Annotated in this window: 16 protein-coding genes; 5 read left to right on the top strand and 11 right to left on the bottom strand. The window is 62.8% G+C overall.

Translation table 11 applies throughout. The features are described 5' to 3' along the window. Positions 1-64 precede the first annotated feature (64 nt). From IEV38_RS09490 to fdxA, 8 genes are all read right to left on the bottom strand, one after another. A complete protein-coding gene (locus IEV38_RS09490) occupies positions 65-1,021 on the bottom strand; it encodes a FecR domain-containing protein (RefSeq protein ID WP_188395934.1) in 957 nt (318 codons plus the stop codon). Then, the gene (locus IEV38_RS09495; RefSeq protein ID WP_188395935.1) at positions 1,018-1,512 is read right to left on the bottom strand and encodes a sigma-70 family RNA polymerase sigma factor; all 495 of its coding nucleotides are present in this window, start codon (positions 1,510-1,512) and stop codon (positions 1,018-1,020) included. Before IEV38_RS09495 ends, IEV38_RS09490 begins: the two co-directional genes overlap by 4 nt. A 253-nt stretch (positions 1,513-1,765) precedes the next feature. Continuing rightward, the gene (locus IEV38_RS09500; RefSeq protein ID WP_188395936.1) at positions 1,766-4,162 is read right to left on the bottom strand and encodes a TonB-dependent siderophore receptor; all 2,397 of its coding nucleotides are present in this window, start codon (positions 4,160-4,162) and stop codon (positions 1,766-1,768) included. Between the two features lie 137 nt (positions 4,163-4,299). Further along, positions 4,300-5,301: a FecR domain-containing protein gene (locus IEV38_RS09505; RefSeq protein ID WP_188395937.1), complete on the bottom strand. Its 1,002-nt coding sequence runs from the start codon at positions 5,299-5,301 to the stop codon at positions 4,300-4,302. Positions 5,302-5,311: 10 nt separating this feature from the next. Then, entirely contained in the window at positions 5,312-5,827 is a 516-nt protein-coding gene (locus tag IEV38_RS09510; protein WP_188395938.1) for a sigma-70 family RNA polymerase sigma factor, read from the bottom strand. A 162-nt stretch (positions 5,828-5,989) separates the two neighbouring features. Then, a complete protein-coding gene (gene nth, locus IEV38_RS09515; RefSeq protein WP_188395939.1) occupies positions 5,990-6,640 on the bottom strand; it encodes an endonuclease III in 651 nt (216 codons plus the stop codon). Beyond that, the gene (rsxB, locus tag IEV38_RS09520) at positions 6,637-7,326 is read right to left on the bottom strand and encodes an electron transport complex subunit RsxB (protein ID WP_188395940.1); all 690 of its coding nucleotides are present in this window, start codon (positions 7,324-7,326) and stop codon (positions 6,637-6,639) included. The genes nth and rsxB overlap by 4 nt, the downstream gene beginning before the upstream one ends. Positions 7,327-7,499: 173 nt before the next feature. Next, on the bottom strand, positions 7,500-7,823 hold the full coding sequence (fdxA, locus tag IEV38_RS09525; RefSeq protein WP_188396127.1) for a ferredoxin FdxA: 324 nt from the start codon (positions 7,821-7,823) through the stop codon (positions 7,500-7,502). A 296-nt stretch (positions 7,824-8,119) separates the two neighbouring features. On the opposite strand from fdxA, the gene IEV38_RS09530 reads away from it, so the two are divergent. Then, on the top strand, positions 8,120-9,109 hold the full coding sequence (locus tag IEV38_RS09530; protein ID WP_188395941.1) for a 2-hydroxyacid dehydrogenase: 990 nt from the start codon (positions 8,120-8,122) through the stop codon (positions 9,107-9,109). Next, positions 9,106-9,390, top strand: coding sequence for a polyhydroxyalkanoic acid system family protein (locus tag IEV38_RS09535; protein WP_188395942.1), 285 nt, complete (start codon positions 9,106-9,108; stop codon positions 9,388-9,390). Before IEV38_RS09530 ends, IEV38_RS09535 begins: the two co-directional genes overlap by 4 nt. A gap of 84 nt (positions 9,391-9,474) precedes the next feature. Here IEV38_RS09535 and IEV38_RS09540 read toward each other — a convergent pair whose 3' ends face one another. Beyond that, positions 9,475-9,729 (bottom strand): acyl-CoA-binding protein, encoded by a 255-nt coding sequence (locus IEV38_RS09540; RefSeq protein ID WP_188395943.1) that lies wholly within the window; start codon positions 9,727-9,729, stop codon positions 9,475-9,477. Between the two features lie 47 nt (positions 9,730-9,776). Continuing rightward, positions 9,777-10,133, bottom strand: coding sequence for an FKBP-type peptidyl-prolyl cis-trans isomerase (locus IEV38_RS09545; RefSeq protein WP_188395944.1), 357 nt, complete (start codon positions 10,131-10,133; stop codon positions 9,777-9,779). Between the two features lie 199 nt (positions 10,134-10,332). Here IEV38_RS09545 and IEV38_RS09550 point away from each other — a divergent pair, with 199 nt between their 5' ends. Both IEV38_RS09550 and IEV38_RS09555 read left to right on the top strand, forming a co-directional pair. Further along, complete coding sequence (locus IEV38_RS09550; RefSeq protein WP_188396128.1) at positions 10,333-11,226, top strand: EI24 domain-containing protein; 894 nt, start codon at positions 10,333-10,335, stop codon at positions 11,224-11,226. A 20-nt stretch (positions 11,227-11,246) separates the two neighbouring features. Continuing rightward, positions 11,247-12,047, top strand: coding sequence for a competence/damage-inducible protein A (locus IEV38_RS09555; RefSeq protein ID WP_188395945.1), 801 nt, complete (start codon positions 11,247-11,249; stop codon positions 12,045-12,047). Between the two features lie 49 nt (positions 12,048-12,096). Here IEV38_RS09555 and IEV38_RS09560 read toward each other — a convergent pair whose 3' ends face one another. After that, on the bottom strand, positions 12,097-13,176 hold the full coding sequence (locus IEV38_RS09560; protein ID WP_188395946.1) for an ABC transporter ATP-binding protein: 1,080 nt from the start codon (positions 13,174-13,176) through the stop codon (positions 12,097-12,099). A gap of 154 nt (positions 13,177-13,330) precedes the next feature. On the opposite strand from IEV38_RS09560, the gene IEV38_RS09565 reads away from it, so the two are divergent. Continuing rightward, positions 13,331-14,965 carry an ABC transporter permease gene (locus IEV38_RS09565; protein ID WP_229728960.1) on the top strand — a complete coding sequence of 545 codons (1,635 nt, stop codon included), beginning with the start codon at positions 13,331-13,333 and terminating at the stop codon, positions 14,963-14,965. Positions 14,966-14,988: the final 23 nt, after the last annotated feature.

Genomic DNA, 14,988 nt, shown 5'->3' on the forward strand with positions numbered 1-14,988 from the left:
GGTTTCCTTTCGTTGCATGTTTTGTGACTTACAAAGAACACGACGAACGAAACGGAAAAAGGTATCAGGCGGGCTCCACCGTGACCCAGTAACGGGTGCGATAACGCACCTGCAGCGGGAAGCTGGCAGCCAGCAGATGCAGGCTGCGCTCGGGTTCCAGCGCGGGGAAGGTACCGGATACGCGCAGATCGGCCACCTCCGGATGGCAGCGCAGCAGGCCGGGACGGTAACGGTCGAGCTCGGCAAGCAGATCGGCCAGCCGCATGCGGCGCGCGACGATCATGCCGTTGGTCCAGGCTTCGTCGGCGGCGTTGTCGCTCTTTTCCGGCATGGCAGGGCCGTCGGGGCCGAAGACGATGCTGTAACCGTGCTCGACCTGGCGGCGCTGGCCGGCGGATTCGACTTCCACCATCCCTTCGAAGACAGCGACGCGGCTGGTCTGTTCGCCGGCGGCCCGACGCACCGCGAAGCGGGTACCGATGGGACGCGCGGTGCCATCCGCGGTGGCGATGACGAGCGGACGCGGCGTAGGCGCCGGATCGGGCGCACTGGTGACGAGGATTTCTCCGGCGAGCAGGCGGATCAGGCGGGTTTCTGCATTGAACTGCACGGCAATCTCGGTGCCGGTATTGAGCAGCAGTTGTGTGCCATCTGCCAGCGTCATGCTGCGCTGTTCGCCGGTGGCGGTCTGCCAGCGCTCGCCATCGATGCTGACATGCCTCCAGGCGAGCCAGCCAGCCGGCAGAGCGGGCAGCCAGAGCAGGCGCAGCAACTGGCGGCGGCGTGCATTCGGTTGTTCGAGCGCAGTGCGAACCGGTCCTTGAGGAAGTGCTCGCAGGTCGCCGAGCAGCCCCTCGGCGCGTTGCCATGCACGGCTGTGGGCCGCGCTGGTGCTGCGCCAGCGGTCAACCGCTTCCCAGTCCGCAGGACCTGCATCGCCCGCATGCAGGCGCATCAGCCAGTCGGCTGCCTCGCGCAGGATGACGGGATCGATGTCGGCGGTGGGATTGGTTGTCGTCATGCCATGCTCAGGCAGGCGAGAAAGGCCGCGCTCATGTGGCGTTTGACGGTGGCGAGCGAGATCTCCATTTCCTGCGCGATGTCTGCATAGACCAGGCCGTCGAGCTGCGAGCGCAGAAAGATGCGGCGCGTCAGTGGCGGCAGCGCGGATAGGCACTGATCGATGCGAAGCAGCGTTTCCATGATCAGCATGCGTGTTTCGGGAGAAGGTGCTTGCGCTTCAGGCTGCATGGCCAGCGCTTCGAGATAGGCGCGTTCGAGTTCCTGCCGGCGCCAGTGATCGTTGACCAGATTGCGCGCGATGGTAGTCAGGTAGGCACGCGGTTCGCGCCAGCTTGCCATTTCCGCGCGTTCGCTGCTCATGACGCGGACAAAGGTCTCCTGCGCCAGATCGGCGGCCTGATCCAGGCAACCCAGCTTGCGGCGCAGCCAGCCATGCAGCCACGCATGGTGTTCGGTATAGAGTTCTGCAATCGGAGAGGATTTGGGCACGGGACGCTCAAGTAAGAAACAGAAGTGGCTGGCGTTCCGGACTGGAGTGCTGGCTAATGAGAATGTTTCTTATTCTCTACGGCGGGGTGCCTGGAGTCAATCAGGATGCCCACCGAATCGCCTGTTGTGGTGAACTTGCTACTGATGGGCATGGTTGAAATACATGTCGCAGTTTGTGGCCGACAGCATTTATCGCGCAAAAAAAAAGCGGCATCGAATGCCGCTTTTGCAAGAGATGAGGTTGCCAGCGTGCCTACCAGCGGTAGGTCAGGGTAGCGATGGCAGAGCGGGGCGTACCATAGAAGCAGGCATACGAGCAGGTGACATAGCGCTTGTCGAGGATGTTGGTCAGATTGAGCGACAACAGCCATTCCGGCGTAAAGCGATAGCTGGCTACCGCATCCATCACGGTATAGCTCGATACGTCCACGGTATTGGTAAAGTTTTTCGAGCTGCCGAAGTAGCGGACGCCGCCACCGAAGGACAGGGCATCGTTCATCCGGTAGTCCAGCCAGAGTGCCGCCATGTTGCGCGGTACGCCGCCTTCGCGGTTGCCCTCCGTGCCGGAGTTGCTTTTGGTGACAGCATTGTCGATATAGGCATAGGAGGCGATCAGGTTAAGACCATTGTCGAATTGCGCGTGTGCTTCCAGTTCGAGACCACGTGAGCGGATTTCTCCTTCCTGGATGGAGTAACCGGGATTGGCAAGATCTGTGGTGGTGACGTTCTGCTGGGTCAGTTCATACACCGAGGCGGTAAAGGAGTGGTTGGCGCCGGGCGGACGATAGCGTATGCCGATTTCGTATTGCTCTCCCTCGGTAGGTTTGAACGCGTTGCCGGAGAAGGAACGGCCGGACGAGGGTTCGAAGGATTGCGAATAGCTGACGTAAGGCGCCCAGCCATTTTCGAACAGACGTACCAGGCCGATGCGGCCGGTGAAGGCATTGTCATCGAATACGGTTTCCGAGGCACCGCTGATGCGGTCGTCGTACGATGCATCGACCTTGTCGTAGCGACCGCCCAGCGTCAGTACCCATCGATCATCGAACTTCATGTGCTGTTGGGCGTACAGACCCAGTTGGCGCGATTTGTCGAGGCCATCCGTTTGCGGCGTGGCGTTCAACGTGACCGGCGAGCCATAGATCGGGCTATACACATCCAGCATCGCGACGCTACCGCCGTATTGCACACGGTCGAAGCGTTGGCGGCTGTAGTCCACGCCAATCAATGTGGTGTTTTCGATGTTGCCGCTGCGCCATTTGGCTTCGAGCTGATTGTCGATGGAAAAAGAGCGATCCTTGTCGTCACGGGTATAGGCGCCGCGCAGGATATTACGCTGGTCTGCAGTACTGAAGCCGTCCATCCAGATGTCCGCGTGATTGGTCCTGCCGTGGAAGTAGAGCAGGTTCTGGCGGAACGTCAGCGTTTCGTTCAGCTTGTGGCTCAGAAGATAGCCGAGCGTCTGGTTCTCGGAGTCGAAGCGGTTGAAGCCGGGTTCGCCGATGAAGCGGTCGTGCGCAATACGGCCGTTCGGATTGGCGACGGCCGTGCCCTCGAATGGCAGGCCATAGACCGAGACAGTGTCGTTGTCCTGCAGATTGGCGAACAGCGTCAGGGAGGTATCGTCCGTCGGCTGCCAGCGGATCGAGGCAGCGCCGAAGTTGCGGTCGTCGTTGGCATAGTCCGTTGCGGTATCGCTGCGACGGACGAGACCGGTGAAGCGGTAACTCAACGAGCCGTCTTCGGTGATCTTGCCGGAGAAGTCGCCGGCAATCTGCTTGCGATCGAAGCTGCCGAGCTGGAGCTTGAGTTCGCGCAGGGTTTCAAGCTGCGGCTGCTTGGTCACCATGTTGATGATGCCGCCGGGAGCCGCATTGCCGTACAGGACGGACGCTGGTCCTTTCAGCAACTCGATGCGTTCCATGGCATACGGTTCGGATACGCCGCTGAACGTGTTGCGCGTCAGTTTCGTGCCGTTCAGATACATCGGTGCAGAGCCGGTGACGTTGAAGCCGCGGATGACCATGCCGTCACTGGTCGTGTTTTCGCCACCGAGGGCATGTACGCCCGCCGTGTATTGCAATGCCTGGCTCAGCGATTCTGCATTCTGGATTTCGATCTGGTCTGCGGTCACGATGTTGACGGTCTGTGCCGTTTCCATCAGCGGAATATCGGATTTTGTTGCCGTGATGCTGCGGCTGGCGACATATCCCTTCACCGGTCCGAGCGCATGTTCTTCAGACCCAGTTCCATGTACAGTCACCGCCGGCAGAACGGATGGCTGCTCTGTCGTGCCTGCTCGCAGGGCGTAGCTGCCGTTGGCATTGCGTTCTGCCTGCAGCCCCGTGCCCGTCAGCAAGTTATTCAGTGCCTGCAATACGGTGTGGCGGCCCTGCAGTCCTGCGGTTTTCTTGCCTTGGGTCTGTTCCGGCGTGAAGCTCAGGATCACGCCAGCCTGGCTGGCTACCTGTCGCAATGCTGTCGCGAGATCGCCGGCGGCGATATCGAAATCGAGGATCGCCGCCCGGGCTTCGGATGCGGTGCCTTGCGCAAGCGACGGGGCTGGCTGGTTGAGGACGCAGAGGACGCCGACGAAGATCAGATGGACGGCAAAGGCGATGGGTTTGCGTTTGAGCGGCTGGCCGCGCATTGTTTTGCGGCGACGGAGTGGAGCATGTGTCATGGTTGACCTGTATCGAAAGGAAGTGAATCGGGTTTTCAATACACAGGTCGTACGAGAAGAAAAAACGGGTACTACTTTTTTCGGATTTATTTTTCAGCGACTTTTCAACTGGCAGGCAAGGACTCGACATTGACCCAGTAGCGGTTGATGAAGCGTACCTGCAGCGGCAGGGAATGGCCGAGCGAACGCAGGACTTCGTCGGTATCGTCCACCGGGAATACGCCCGAGATGCGCAGATCGGCAACGCTGTCGTCGCAACCGACGAAGCCGTGGCGATAGCGGCTGAGTTCGTTGAGAAAATCCTGCAGGCGCATGCCATCGGCCAGGATCTGGCCGCGGCGCCAGCCCCAGGTCTGCTCGGAAGCAGTCTGGGCAGGCTCCACTCCGTCGGCATGCATGCGTGCAGTCTGGCCGGCCTGCAGCACGAGCGGCTGTCCGCGGCGCGGCACCAGTCTTACCGCGCCTTCTTCCACCGCGACCACTGTGGCGTCGCCGTCCAGCCTGACCGCGTAACGCGTGCCGAGCGCCCAGGCTTCGCCATGCTCGGTATCGACCAGGAACGGACGGTAGGCGCTGCCTTGTTCGGCAGCCGTGGCGACGAACAGTTCGCCCTTGACCAGTTGCAACAGGCGCTGCGTGCTGGTGTAGCGGATGTTGACGGCGCTATTGCTGTTGAGCTGCAGCAGGCTGCCGTCGGCGAGCGTGGTCTCGCGGCGTGCGCCCACGCCGATCGAGAGATCGGCCAGCACGGCACGCACGGACGTGGTCTTCAGACCGGTCCAGCCGGTTGCGCCGATGACGAGCAGCCATGCCAGTGTCTTGAGGCCGGTGCGGCGGGTGACGCGTTTGCGGCCGAGTGCGCTTCTTCCCGCCTGTGCGTCCAGATTGCGGAAGTTGCCGCTGACGCGTTCGATGTGCTGCCATGCGCGTTCGTGGTCGCCGTGTGCCTGCCGCCACGCCAGCCACTCACGCTTTTCTTCGGCCGACACATCCTCCTGCATCAGCACGGTCAGCCACTCGGCGGCCTGTTGCGCGACCTCGATCGACAGCGGGCGTCCATCGGCATAGAGCACACCGGCACTGGAAGAGGAGGGAATGGCGGACATACGGGAAGGGTCAGAGGGCGGCGAAGTCGGGAGCGGCAAAGAAGCACAGCATGTTGGCCTGCGTCAGGTATTTCTTCACCGAATGCGTGCTGACGTTCAGTTCGGTGGCGATCTCTGCATAGGTCATGCCATCGAGATGCGCGAACAGGAAGGCGCTGCGTGCCTTGTCGGACAGCCTGGCAAGCGCGCGATCCACCAGCGACAGCGATTCCATCAGGATGGATAGTGTTTCCGGCGAAGGCCAGCTGGGCTCCGGCAAATGCTGGAGCGCATCGAGATAGGCTTTCTCGAGTTCTTCACGGCGCCAGTGATTGGTCAGCAGGCGCTGGGCGATGGTCGCCAGGAAGGGGCGCGGTTCGCGAATGTCCGTGGTGTTGCCCGCAACGAACACTTTCAGAAACGTATCCTGAGCCAGATCGCTGGCGTGGCCTGCATCGCGCATGCGGCGTCTGAGCCAGCCGAGCAGCCAGGAATGGTGATCGATATAGAGCGACTGGATGTCGTCGCGAAGGGCATCGGAGGCCATGAGGCACGCATTTAAATGGGAATTATTCGCATTTTAGGTTTTGCGTGCGTGCGCGGCAACTGCCTTGCTGCAAGATGCCGGGTATTCCATGCAATCCGCGCCGTTTGTGTGGGGGAATGCATACAAAAGACGGTTTGCTGCGAGCGGCTTGCCGGTTCGCGGTCAGACGCCTTTTTCCGGCAACGGCGTCTTGGCCTTGTATTCGCACAGGTCGGCGATGATGCAGTTCCAGCACTTGGGCTTGCGCGCGATGCAGGTGTAGCGACCGTGCAGGATCAACCAGTGGTGGGCGTCGAGCTTGAATTCGTCCGGCACGAACTTGAGCAGTTTCTGTTCGACGATCTCGACGTTCTTGCCGGGCGCGAGGCCGGTGCGGTTGGAGACGCGGAAGATGTGGGTGTCGACCGCGATCGTCGGTTCGCCGAAGGCAGTGTTGAGCACCACGTTGGCGGTCTTGCGGCCCACGCCCGGCAGGGCTTCGAGTTCTTCGCGCGTGCGCGGCACTTCGCCGCCGTGCTGTTCGAGCAGGATCTGGCAGGTGGCGATGACGTTCTTGGCCTTGGTGCGGTACAGGCCGATGGTCTGGATGTAGGGCGTCAGGCCTTCGACGCCGAGCGCGAGGATCTTGGCCGGCGTGTTGGCAACCGGATAGAGCTTGCGCGTGGCCTTGTTGACGCCGACGTCGGTCGCCTGCGCCGACAGCAGCACGGCGATCAGCAGTTCGAAGGGCGTCGTGTATTCGAGCTCGGTGGTCGGCTTGTCGTTGGCGGCGCGCAGCCGCATGAAGATGGCGCGTCGTTTTTCGGCGTTCATTGCTTGTCTTTCTCGGCCTGTTCCTTCTTCAGGCGCGCGCGTTCGATGGCGGCCTGGATGATGGCTTTCTTGCGTGCCTGCTCGGCCTTCTGTTCTTCCGAGATTTCCTCGCTTTCGAGTTCCTTCAGCTTGGCCGCGGCCTTGGCGGCCAGGCGCGCGTCGTTCTCTTCCTTCTCGCGTTTCAGGCGTTCGGTACGAAAGTCGTGGCGCGCGCGCGCCTCGTCGGCCTGTTCCTGCGTCCATGCATCCCAGCCGGTCCTGCCGGGCGTGACCTCGACCATGGTGATGCAGTCAACCGGGCAGGGCGCCACGCACAGGTCGCAGCCGGTGCACAGCGCGTGCACCACGGTGTGCATCTGCTTGGCGGCGCCGACGATGGCGTCGACCGGGCAGGCCTGGATACAAAGCGTGCAGCCGATGCAGAGTTGTTCGTCGATCAGCGCGACCGGGCGCGCGCGTTCGAAGCCGTTGACGGGATTGATCGGGATCACCGGCTTGCCGAGCACGCTCGCCAGCCGCGCCACGCCTTCGGCGCCACCGGGCGGGCACTGGTTGTAGCTGGCGCTGCCGTCGGCCATCGCTTCCGCATACGGGCGGCAGGCCGGATAGCCGCACTTCGTGCACTGGGTCTGCGGCAGCAGATCCTCGAGGCGGTCGGCGAGCGGGCGGTTGTCGGAAGAGGACAAGATGGTTGCGGGGCTGATGTGGCGTAAATCGAATTATCGTCTCAACAAGCATGCAGAGCCAAGGAAGGGCTGTCTGCGTGTACGGATATTCGTAATGAGAGGCATTTCAATTTACGCGCGAATGAAAAACGCCCCGGGGAATCCACGGGGCGTTCATGCAGGGCAGCGGCGAATCAGCGTTCCAGGTACTGGAGCTTGTTCGGCACGTCCTTCCATTCGTCCGCATCGGGCAGCGGCGACTTGGTCTTGGTGATGGACGGCCAGACCTGTGCGAGTTCGGCATTAATCTGGATATATTCCTGCTGATCGGCTGGCAGGTCTTCTTCCGCGAAGATCGCGGCTGCCGGACATTCGGCCACGCACACGGCGCAGTCGATGCATTCATCGGGGTCGATGACGAGGAAATTCGGGCCTTCGCGGAAGCAATCCACCGGACATACGTCAACGCAGTCCGTGTAGCGGCACCGGACGCATGAATCGGCAACTACGTGGGTCATACCAGGTCCTAACTGTTGATATTCGGAAAACTGCCGGCTGCAGACCAGGAGGCGGGATGTCGGAAAAAGATCGCGCCGGGCAACCGTAGAACCCGTCATTCTAAGGCAAATCGCTGTTCGCGACAAATCGCTCTTATATGGATTCGGCATAAGCAAATAGGGTTTTTGCGCGATGCAGGCCATGCGCGGCGTAAAGATTGCGCAAGCTTGTTGCGCTAGAATTTGGCACCGGCATCGGGGTATTACCTATACGCATAACATCCGCCGGCCCCATCCACCTGCCCGAGGAGACATGAATGAAAGCCAAGGTCCTGGTTGCACGCGCCACCTTTCCGGATGTGCTGGAACGTCTGCAGCAGCAGTTCGATGTCGATTCCAATCAGGAAGACCATATCTTTTCTCCCGAGGAACTGCAGCGCCGCATGCAGGGCAAGGACGCGGTGGTCGTCACCGCCAGCGAAAAGCTGACGGCCGAGGTGATCGCCGCCCATCCGCAGCTGAAGGCGATCTGCAACGTCGCGGTCGGCTACAACAACATCGACGTCGCCGCCGCCACGCAGGCCGGCGTGATGGTCACCAACACGCCCGACGTGCTCAACGAAACCACCGCCGATTACGCGTGGACGCTGCTGATGGCCAACGCGCGCCGCGTGAGCGAGTCGGAACACTATCTGCGTGCCGGCAAGTGGAAACACTGGCGCTTCGACCAGTTTCTCGGTGCCGATGTGCACGGCACCACGCTCGGCATCCTCGGCATGGGACGCATCGGGCAGGCGGTGGCGCGGCGCTCGATGGGCTTTGACATGCAGGTCATCTATCACAACCGCAGCCACCTCGCGCCCGAGCTCGAGGCGCGCGCCAACAATGCGCGTCACGTCAGCAAGGAAGAACTGTTGCGCAATGCCGATCACCTGGTGCTGGTGCTGCCGTATTCGGCCGAAACGCATCACATCATCGGTGCCGCCGAACTGGCGCTGATGAAGCCGACGGCGACGCTGGTCAACATCGCGCGCGGCGGCATCGTTGACGATGAGGCCTTGGTTGACGCCCTGCGCGAAGGCCGTATCGCCTCGGCCGGGCTCGACGTGTTCGAGAATGAACCGGCGCTGCATCCGGGCTTCCTGACGCTGCCCAACGTGGTGCTGACGCCGCACATCGGCAGCGGCTCGGAAAAGACGCGCCGCGCCATGGCCGACTGCGCTTCCGCCAACCTGGTCGCAGCCCTCTCGGGCCAGCGTCCACCCAATCTCGTCAACCCGACCGTCAAGGAAAGAAATCACGCATGACCGACATCCGCATCACCCGCTCTCATGGCCTGCCGCCGGAACAGGCGCGCAGCGCCGCCCAGAAGATGGCCGATCGCATGGTCAGCGAGTTCGACATGAAGACGCAATGGAACGGTGACGTGCTGGCTTTCGAACGCAGCGGCGTGTCCGGCACGCTGGCGCTGCGCGAGAACGAGGCGCAGGTCGAGGTGAAGCTCGATTTCCTGTTCAAGGCGTTTGCCTCGACGTTGGAAGAGAAGATTGCGCGCAACATGGACAAGGCGTTCGGCATCCCGGCCTGAGGGCGTCTTCAAATCAAAATCCCCGTACAGGCGCAGACCGGTACGGGGATTTTTACAAGGATCGATCGCCAACGATGCGTGTCGTCAGCCCTTGAGGTCGGTGATCAGATCGATGTACTGCTGCCTGGCGTCGTCGGCCGGCAGATCCTTGAGGTTCTGCCATGCATCCCACTTGGCGCGCGCGACGAAATCGGTGATGGCCGGCTGCTCGCCTTCGACATTGCCGCTGGTGGCCTGCTTGAAGAGGGCATAGATCTTCAGCAGCGTGAGGTTGTCGGGACGCTCGGGCAGCGTCTTGGAATCGGCGACTGCCTGGTCGAACTGTTCCTGCAGACTCATGGTTTCTCCTGCGATGAAAAGCGGATGAAGACAGCCGCCGAAGCGCTTTACACGCCCAGCAGTTCGACCTCGAAGATCAGCGTGGCGTTCGGCGGGATCACGCCGCCGGCGCCGCGTGCGCCATAGCCCAGCGATGCCGGAATGATCAGGGTACGGGTGCCACCGATCTTCATGCCCTGCACGCCTTCGTCCCAGCCCTTGATGACGTGGCCTGCGCCGAGCGGAAAGCGGAACGGATCGTTGCGGTCCTTGCTCGAGTCGAACTTGGCGCCGGCGCTGCCGTCCGGGTTCTGCAGCCAGCCTGTGTAATGCACCGTAACGTGTGCGCCCGCGGTGGCTTCTGCGCCGTCGCCGACGACCTTGTCTTCGTATTGCAGGCCGGAGGATGTGGTGGTGGTTGCCATGTTTTTCCCTTGATGAATGATTGCCGATGATTGTTGTCGGAGGTGAAACCGATTGTAGCAGGTGGATGCATCCGCCTGTATCGGATGACAACGTGCTGTCGCCATGGTTCAGCCCCGGCGTGCATGGAGGCCGCACGGTAGAATGAGACCCCGCGATGACCGTCCGCACGGCATCGCTTCCCTGCACGAGGAGAAACAGATGCAAGCCGTATTGACCGCCTTCGGCCGCGCCATCGTGAGCCAGTTGCATGTGCGCATGCTGCTGCTGACGGTGCTGCCTTTCGTGCTGTCGATCGCGATCTGGGGCGTGGTGCTATGGCTGTGCCTGAATGCGATGATGGACTGGACCCAGGCCTTCTTCATCGAGAACGACGGCTTTTCCACCGCCAGCGAGGTGCTGACCTGGCTTGGTCTGGCGACGCTGAAGGCGGTGGTGGTGCCATTGATCTCGATGTGGATCCTGCTGCCGCTGATGATTTTCACGGCGCTGGTGTTCGTGGCGGCGATGGCGATGCCCTTCATTTCGCGTCACGTCGGTGGGCGCCACTACAAGGGGTTGGAGCGGCGCAAGGGTGGCAGCTTCCTCGGCAGCCTGTGGATGTCGGTTTCGTCCTTTGCGGTCTTCATCGTGCTGTGGCTGGTTTCGCTGCCGCTCTCCTTCGTACTGCCGTTCATGTTCGTCGCGCAGGCAGCGCTGTGGGGCTGGGTCACGTATCGCGTGATGGCCTACGACGCACTGGCCGATTTTGCCGATGCCGAGGAACGCAAGGCGATTCTGCGCAAGCATCGCTGGCCGCTGCTGTGTATCGGCACGTTGTCGGGCCTGCTCGGTGCCGCGCCCATGCTGCTGTGGCTGGGCGGCGCGGTATTCCTGTTCTTCCTGCCGGTGTTTGCGACCGGCGCGATCTGGCTCTACGTGCTGGTGTTTGTCTTCACCGGGCTCTGGTTCCAGCATTACTGCCTGCAGGCGCTGGCCAGCTATCGCGTCGAGCATGGCGCGGGCGGACCGGAGTCGGCGCTGCCGCTGCTCGATATGGATGAAGCGGCAGACGCTCCGGCTGCATCCGGCACGCCGCCCGCGGCACTTCACTGAACGAAAAGAAACCACGATCCATGGCAATCGGACTCATCATCATCGGCGACGAGATTCTCTCCGGCAAACGCGCCGACAAGCATTTCCCCAAGACCGTCGAACTGCTGGCCGCGCGCGGCCTGGCGCTGGACTGGGCCGAATACCTGGGCGACGACCGCGCGCGCATCACGGCCACGCTGAAGCGCACCTTCGCCAGCGACGACATCGTCTTCAGCTGCGGCGGCATCGGCGCCACGCCGGACGACCATACGCGTCAGTGCGCAGCCGCCGCGCTCGAACGGCCGCTGGTGCTGCATCCGCAGGCAAAGGAAAAGATCCAGGAGCGCATGCTCGACATGGCGCGCGAGGCCGGCGTGCCGTTCGACCTCAACCAGCCGGAAAACCTGCATCGCCTGAAGATGGGGGAGTTCCCGCAAGGCGCCGACATCCTGCCCAATCCCTACAACAAGATTCCGGGCTTCTCAATTCGCCACGGCAACGGCGGCGTGCATTACTTCATGCCGGGCTTTCCGGTGATGGCGTGGCCGATGATGGAATGGGCGCTCGATACCCACCACGCGCATCTGTTCCATCGCCAGCCGAAGAGCGAGAAATCGGTGCTGGTGTTCGAGGCGATGGAGTCGGCGCTGACGCCGATGATGGAAGCGATCGAACGCGAGTACGACACGGTACGGGTCTTCAGCCTGCCGCATGTCGGCGATGCGCAGACGCGCCGCCACATCGAACTCGGTGTCAAAGGCGATCCGCAGCAGGTCGAGCTGGCCTTCGCACGCATGACGGCGGAACTGGCGCGGCGCGGCGAGGACTTCCGCCCGGCCTGACTATCTCCGAGCACCATGCCGGCCGCGTTGCGGCATGCACGAAAACGCCTCAGTCTAGGCGCGGAAAACTCACCACATGTTCGGCGTCGAGCCGGATGCCTATCCATTCGCCCACGGCGTGATCGTGGTGCGAGGGTACCAGTGCCAGCAATTGCTGGCCGCTCGCGAGACGCAACGTATAAAGAAATTCCGCACCGCGAAACGCCTTGCGCGTGACTTCGGCATGCACTGTCGCCGTATCGTCATGCACGACGTCGTCGGCGCGCAGCAGCACATCGACGCGCGCGCCGGCCGGCCGGAAGGTTTGCCGGTCGAGCCGCAGGTTGCCGAGTTCGATGCCGACCTGTTCGCCGCCCTGGGCGATCACGCCCGGCACGAATACACCGAGACCGATGAAGTCGGCCACGAAGCGGCTGGCAGGGCGGTGATAGAGATCGTAGGCGCTGTCCCACTGCACGATGGCGCCGTCGTGCATGACGCCGATGCGGTCGGCAATCGCGAAGGCTTCGTGCTGGTCGTGCGTGACGAGCACGGCGGTGGTGCCGACTTCCTTGAGGATGTCGCGCACCTCGGTTGCCAGCCGTTCGCGCAGATCGACGTCGAGATTGGAAAACGGTTCGTCGAGCAGCAGCAGGTCCGGCGCCGGCGCCAGCGCGCGCGCCAGCGCCACCCGCTGCTGCTGGCCGCCTGAAAGCTCGTGCGGAAACTTGTCCGCATGCGTGGCAAGGCCGACCAGTTGCAGCAGGCTGGCGATGCGCGCCTGGCGTTCGCTGCCCTTCATGCGGCGCAGGCCGAAGCCGACGTTGTCGGCGACCGACAGGTGCGGAAACAGCGCGTAATCCTGGAACACCACGCCGACCTGCCGCGTCTCGGGCGCGGCCGTCGCCTGCGCCGTGCTGAGTTCGCGCCCGCCGAGCGCGATGCGGCCGGCGCTCAATCCTTCGAAGCCGGCGATCGCGCGCAGCACGGTGGTCTTGCCGCAGCCGGACTGACCGAGCAGGCAGCCGATTTCGCCGCGCTGCAGCGCGAACGATAGGCCGTGCACGACTTCATGCAGTTTGCCGTGCAGGCGGTAGCCGACGCGGATGGCATCGACATGCAGATGGGCGGCGTTCGGGTCGGCAGACATGCATGCTCCGGATAAGGTTGGGATAAAACGACATTGATTATAATTTTCATTTGGCGCCGAGGCGCAATCGACCGACTCCGACGATCCCGCAAAGACGATTCCCTTGATGCCTGCTTCCTTCTCCGCTCGTTTTTCCACGCCTTCAATAGCCGCCATGCCATGTCGTGCTCTGCAACGGCAGCGCGGCGCGCTGCATCCGCTGCTGCTGGCATCGCTGGCCATCGCCATGCTGGTGGCGCTGCCGATCGCGGGTGTGCTGTCGAACCTGTTTGCGGTCGTGGAGGCCGAGGCGCAGACTTTCGCGCACCTGTGGCAGACCGTGCTGCCCGGGTACATCGTCAACAGCGTCGTCATCGCGTTGATGGTCGTGCTGCTGACCGCCGTGATCGGCATCGGCTGCGCATGGCTGGTGGCGGTCTGCGAATTTCCCGGGCGGCGCGTCTTCGAATGGGCGCTGATCCTGCCGCTGGCGATGCCGGCCTACGTGGTGGCATACGCCTATACCGATTTCCTGCAGTTCAGCGGGCCGGTGCAAGGCGCGTTGCGCGCATGGTTCGGCTGGCAGGGCGGCAGCTACTGGTTCCCGGAGATCCGTTCGGTCGGTGGCGCCGGCCTGCTGTTCGGCTTCATTCTCTATCCCTACGTCTATCTGATCGTACGCAATGCCTTCCTCGAGCGCAGTTCGCGCATGTGGGATGCGGCGCGTACGCTGGGCGCGGGACCGTGGCGCGCCTTCTTCGCCGTCAGCCTGCCGCTGGCGCGTCCGGCGGCGGCGGCCGGCATCGCGCTGGCACTGATGGAAACGCTGGCCGATTACGGTGCGGTTGACTACTTCGGCGTGCAGACGCTGACGACCGGTATCTACAAGTCCTGGTACACCTTTTCCGATCGCACGGCCGCGGCGCAGATCGCCGGCGTATTGCTGCTGACCGTGATGCTGCTGATGTTCGTCGAACAGAAGAGCCGGGGCAGGGCGCGCTATTACGCAGTCGGCGCACGTGGCTCCGTGCAGCAGAGGCCTGTTCTGCGCGGCTGGCAGGCATGGGGCGCGATGGCGTTCTGCGGCCTGCCGATCCTGCTCGGCTTCGTCGCGCCGTTCGCGATCCTGCTGCATCTGCTGCTCGATGCCGAGAGCGTGGTGGTGAGCACGCGCTATCTGGACTGGCTCGGCAACACGGTGCTGCTGGGTGGCATCACGGCCGTCATCGCGATCGTCGTCTGCGTCGTGATCGCGTATGCGGCGCGTACCTCGGGCGGGCTGCTGCAGCGTGTCTGCAACCGCATCATCGGCATGGGCTACGCGATTCCGGGCGCGGTGATCGCGGTCGGCATCCTGATTCCGATCGCACGCCTCGACCAATGGAGCGCCGAGCAGGGCATCGCGCTCGTGCTGAGCGGCAGCGTGGTGGCGCTGGTCTATGCGTATCTGGTGCGCTTCCTCGCGATTGCGCTGCAGAGCGTGCAGGCGGGTTTGCTCAAGATCACGCCGGCCATGGATGCGAGCGCACGCAGCCTCGGTCACGGCATCGGTTCCATGCTGGCGCGCGTGCATGCGCCGCTGCTGTGGCGCAGCGTGCTGACGGCCGGACTGCTGGTGTTCGTCGATGTGGTCAAGGAACTGCCGGCGACCTATACGATTCGCCCCTTCAACTTCGACACACTGGCGGTGGTTGCGCACCAGCTGGCATCCGACGAGCGGCTTGGCGAAGCAGCCTTGCCGTCCTTTTCCATCGTGCTGATCGCAATGGTGCCGGTGATCGTGCTGGCACGCGCGATGGCGCGGCGATGAACAATATTCATCGCGCCCGCCGA

Origin of the sequence: Oxalicibacterium flavum, from assembly GCF_014635065.1 — a bacterium.
GTDB classification, from domain to species: Bacteria; Pseudomonadota; Gammaproteobacteria; order Burkholderiales; family Burkholderiaceae_D; genus Oxalicibacterium; species Oxalicibacterium flavum.

Excerpts from the sequence above, each read along its gene's own strand:
- IEV38_RS09540 (WP_188395943.1), bottom strand. The coding sequence starts at position 9,729 with ATGAGTCTGCAGGAACAGTTCGACCAGGCAGTCGCCGATTCCAAGACG.
- nth (WP_188395939.1), bottom strand. The coding sequence starts at position 6,640 with ATGAACGCCGAAAAACGACGCGCCATCTTCATGCGGCTGCGCGCCGCC.
- IEV38_RS09510 (WP_188395938.1), bottom strand. The coding sequence starts at position 5,827 with ATGGCCTCCGATGCCCTTCGCGACGACATCCAGTCGCTCTATATCGAT.
- IEV38_RS09505 (WP_188395937.1), bottom strand. The coding sequence starts at position 5,301 with ATGTCCGCCATTCCCTCCTCTTCCAGTGCCGGTGTGCTCTATGCCGAT.
- IEV38_RS09490 (WP_188395934.1), bottom strand. The coding sequence starts at position 1,021 with ATGACGACAACCAATCCCACCGCCGACATCGATCCCGTCATCCTGCGC.
- fdxA (WP_188396127.1), bottom strand. The coding sequence starts at position 7,823 with ATGACCCACGTAGTTGCCGATTCATGCGTCCGGTGCCGCTACACGGAC.
- IEV38_RS09565 (WP_229728960.1), top strand. The coding sequence starts at position 13,331 with ATGCCATGTCGTGCTCTGCAACGGCAGCGCGGCGCGCTGCATCCGCTG.
- IEV38_RS09560 (WP_188395946.1), bottom strand. The coding sequence starts at position 13,176 with ATGTCTGCCGACCCGAACGCCGCCCATCTGCATGTCGATGCCATCCGC.
- IEV38_RS09500 (WP_188395936.1), bottom strand. The coding sequence starts at position 4,162 with ATGCGCGGCCAGCCGCTCAAACGCAAACCCATCGCCTTTGCCGTCCAT.
- IEV38_RS09545 (WP_188395944.1), bottom strand. The coding sequence starts at position 10,133 with ATGGCAACCACCACCACATCCTCCGGCCTGCAATACGAAGACAAGGTC.
- IEV38_RS09535 (WP_188395942.1), top strand. The coding sequence starts at position 9,106 with ATGACCGACATCCGCATCACCCGCTCTCATGGCCTGCCGCCGGAACAG.
- IEV38_RS09550 (WP_188396128.1), top strand. The coding sequence starts at position 10,333 with ATGCAAGCCGTATTGACCGCCTTCGGCCGCGCCATCGTGAGCCAGTTG.
- IEV38_RS09555 (WP_188395945.1), top strand. The coding sequence starts at position 11,247 with ATGGCAATCGGACTCATCATCATCGGCGACGAGATTCTCTCCGGCAAA.
- IEV38_RS09530 (WP_188395941.1), top strand. The coding sequence starts at position 8,120 with ATGAAAGCCAAGGTCCTGGTTGCACGCGCCACCTTTCCGGATGTGCTG.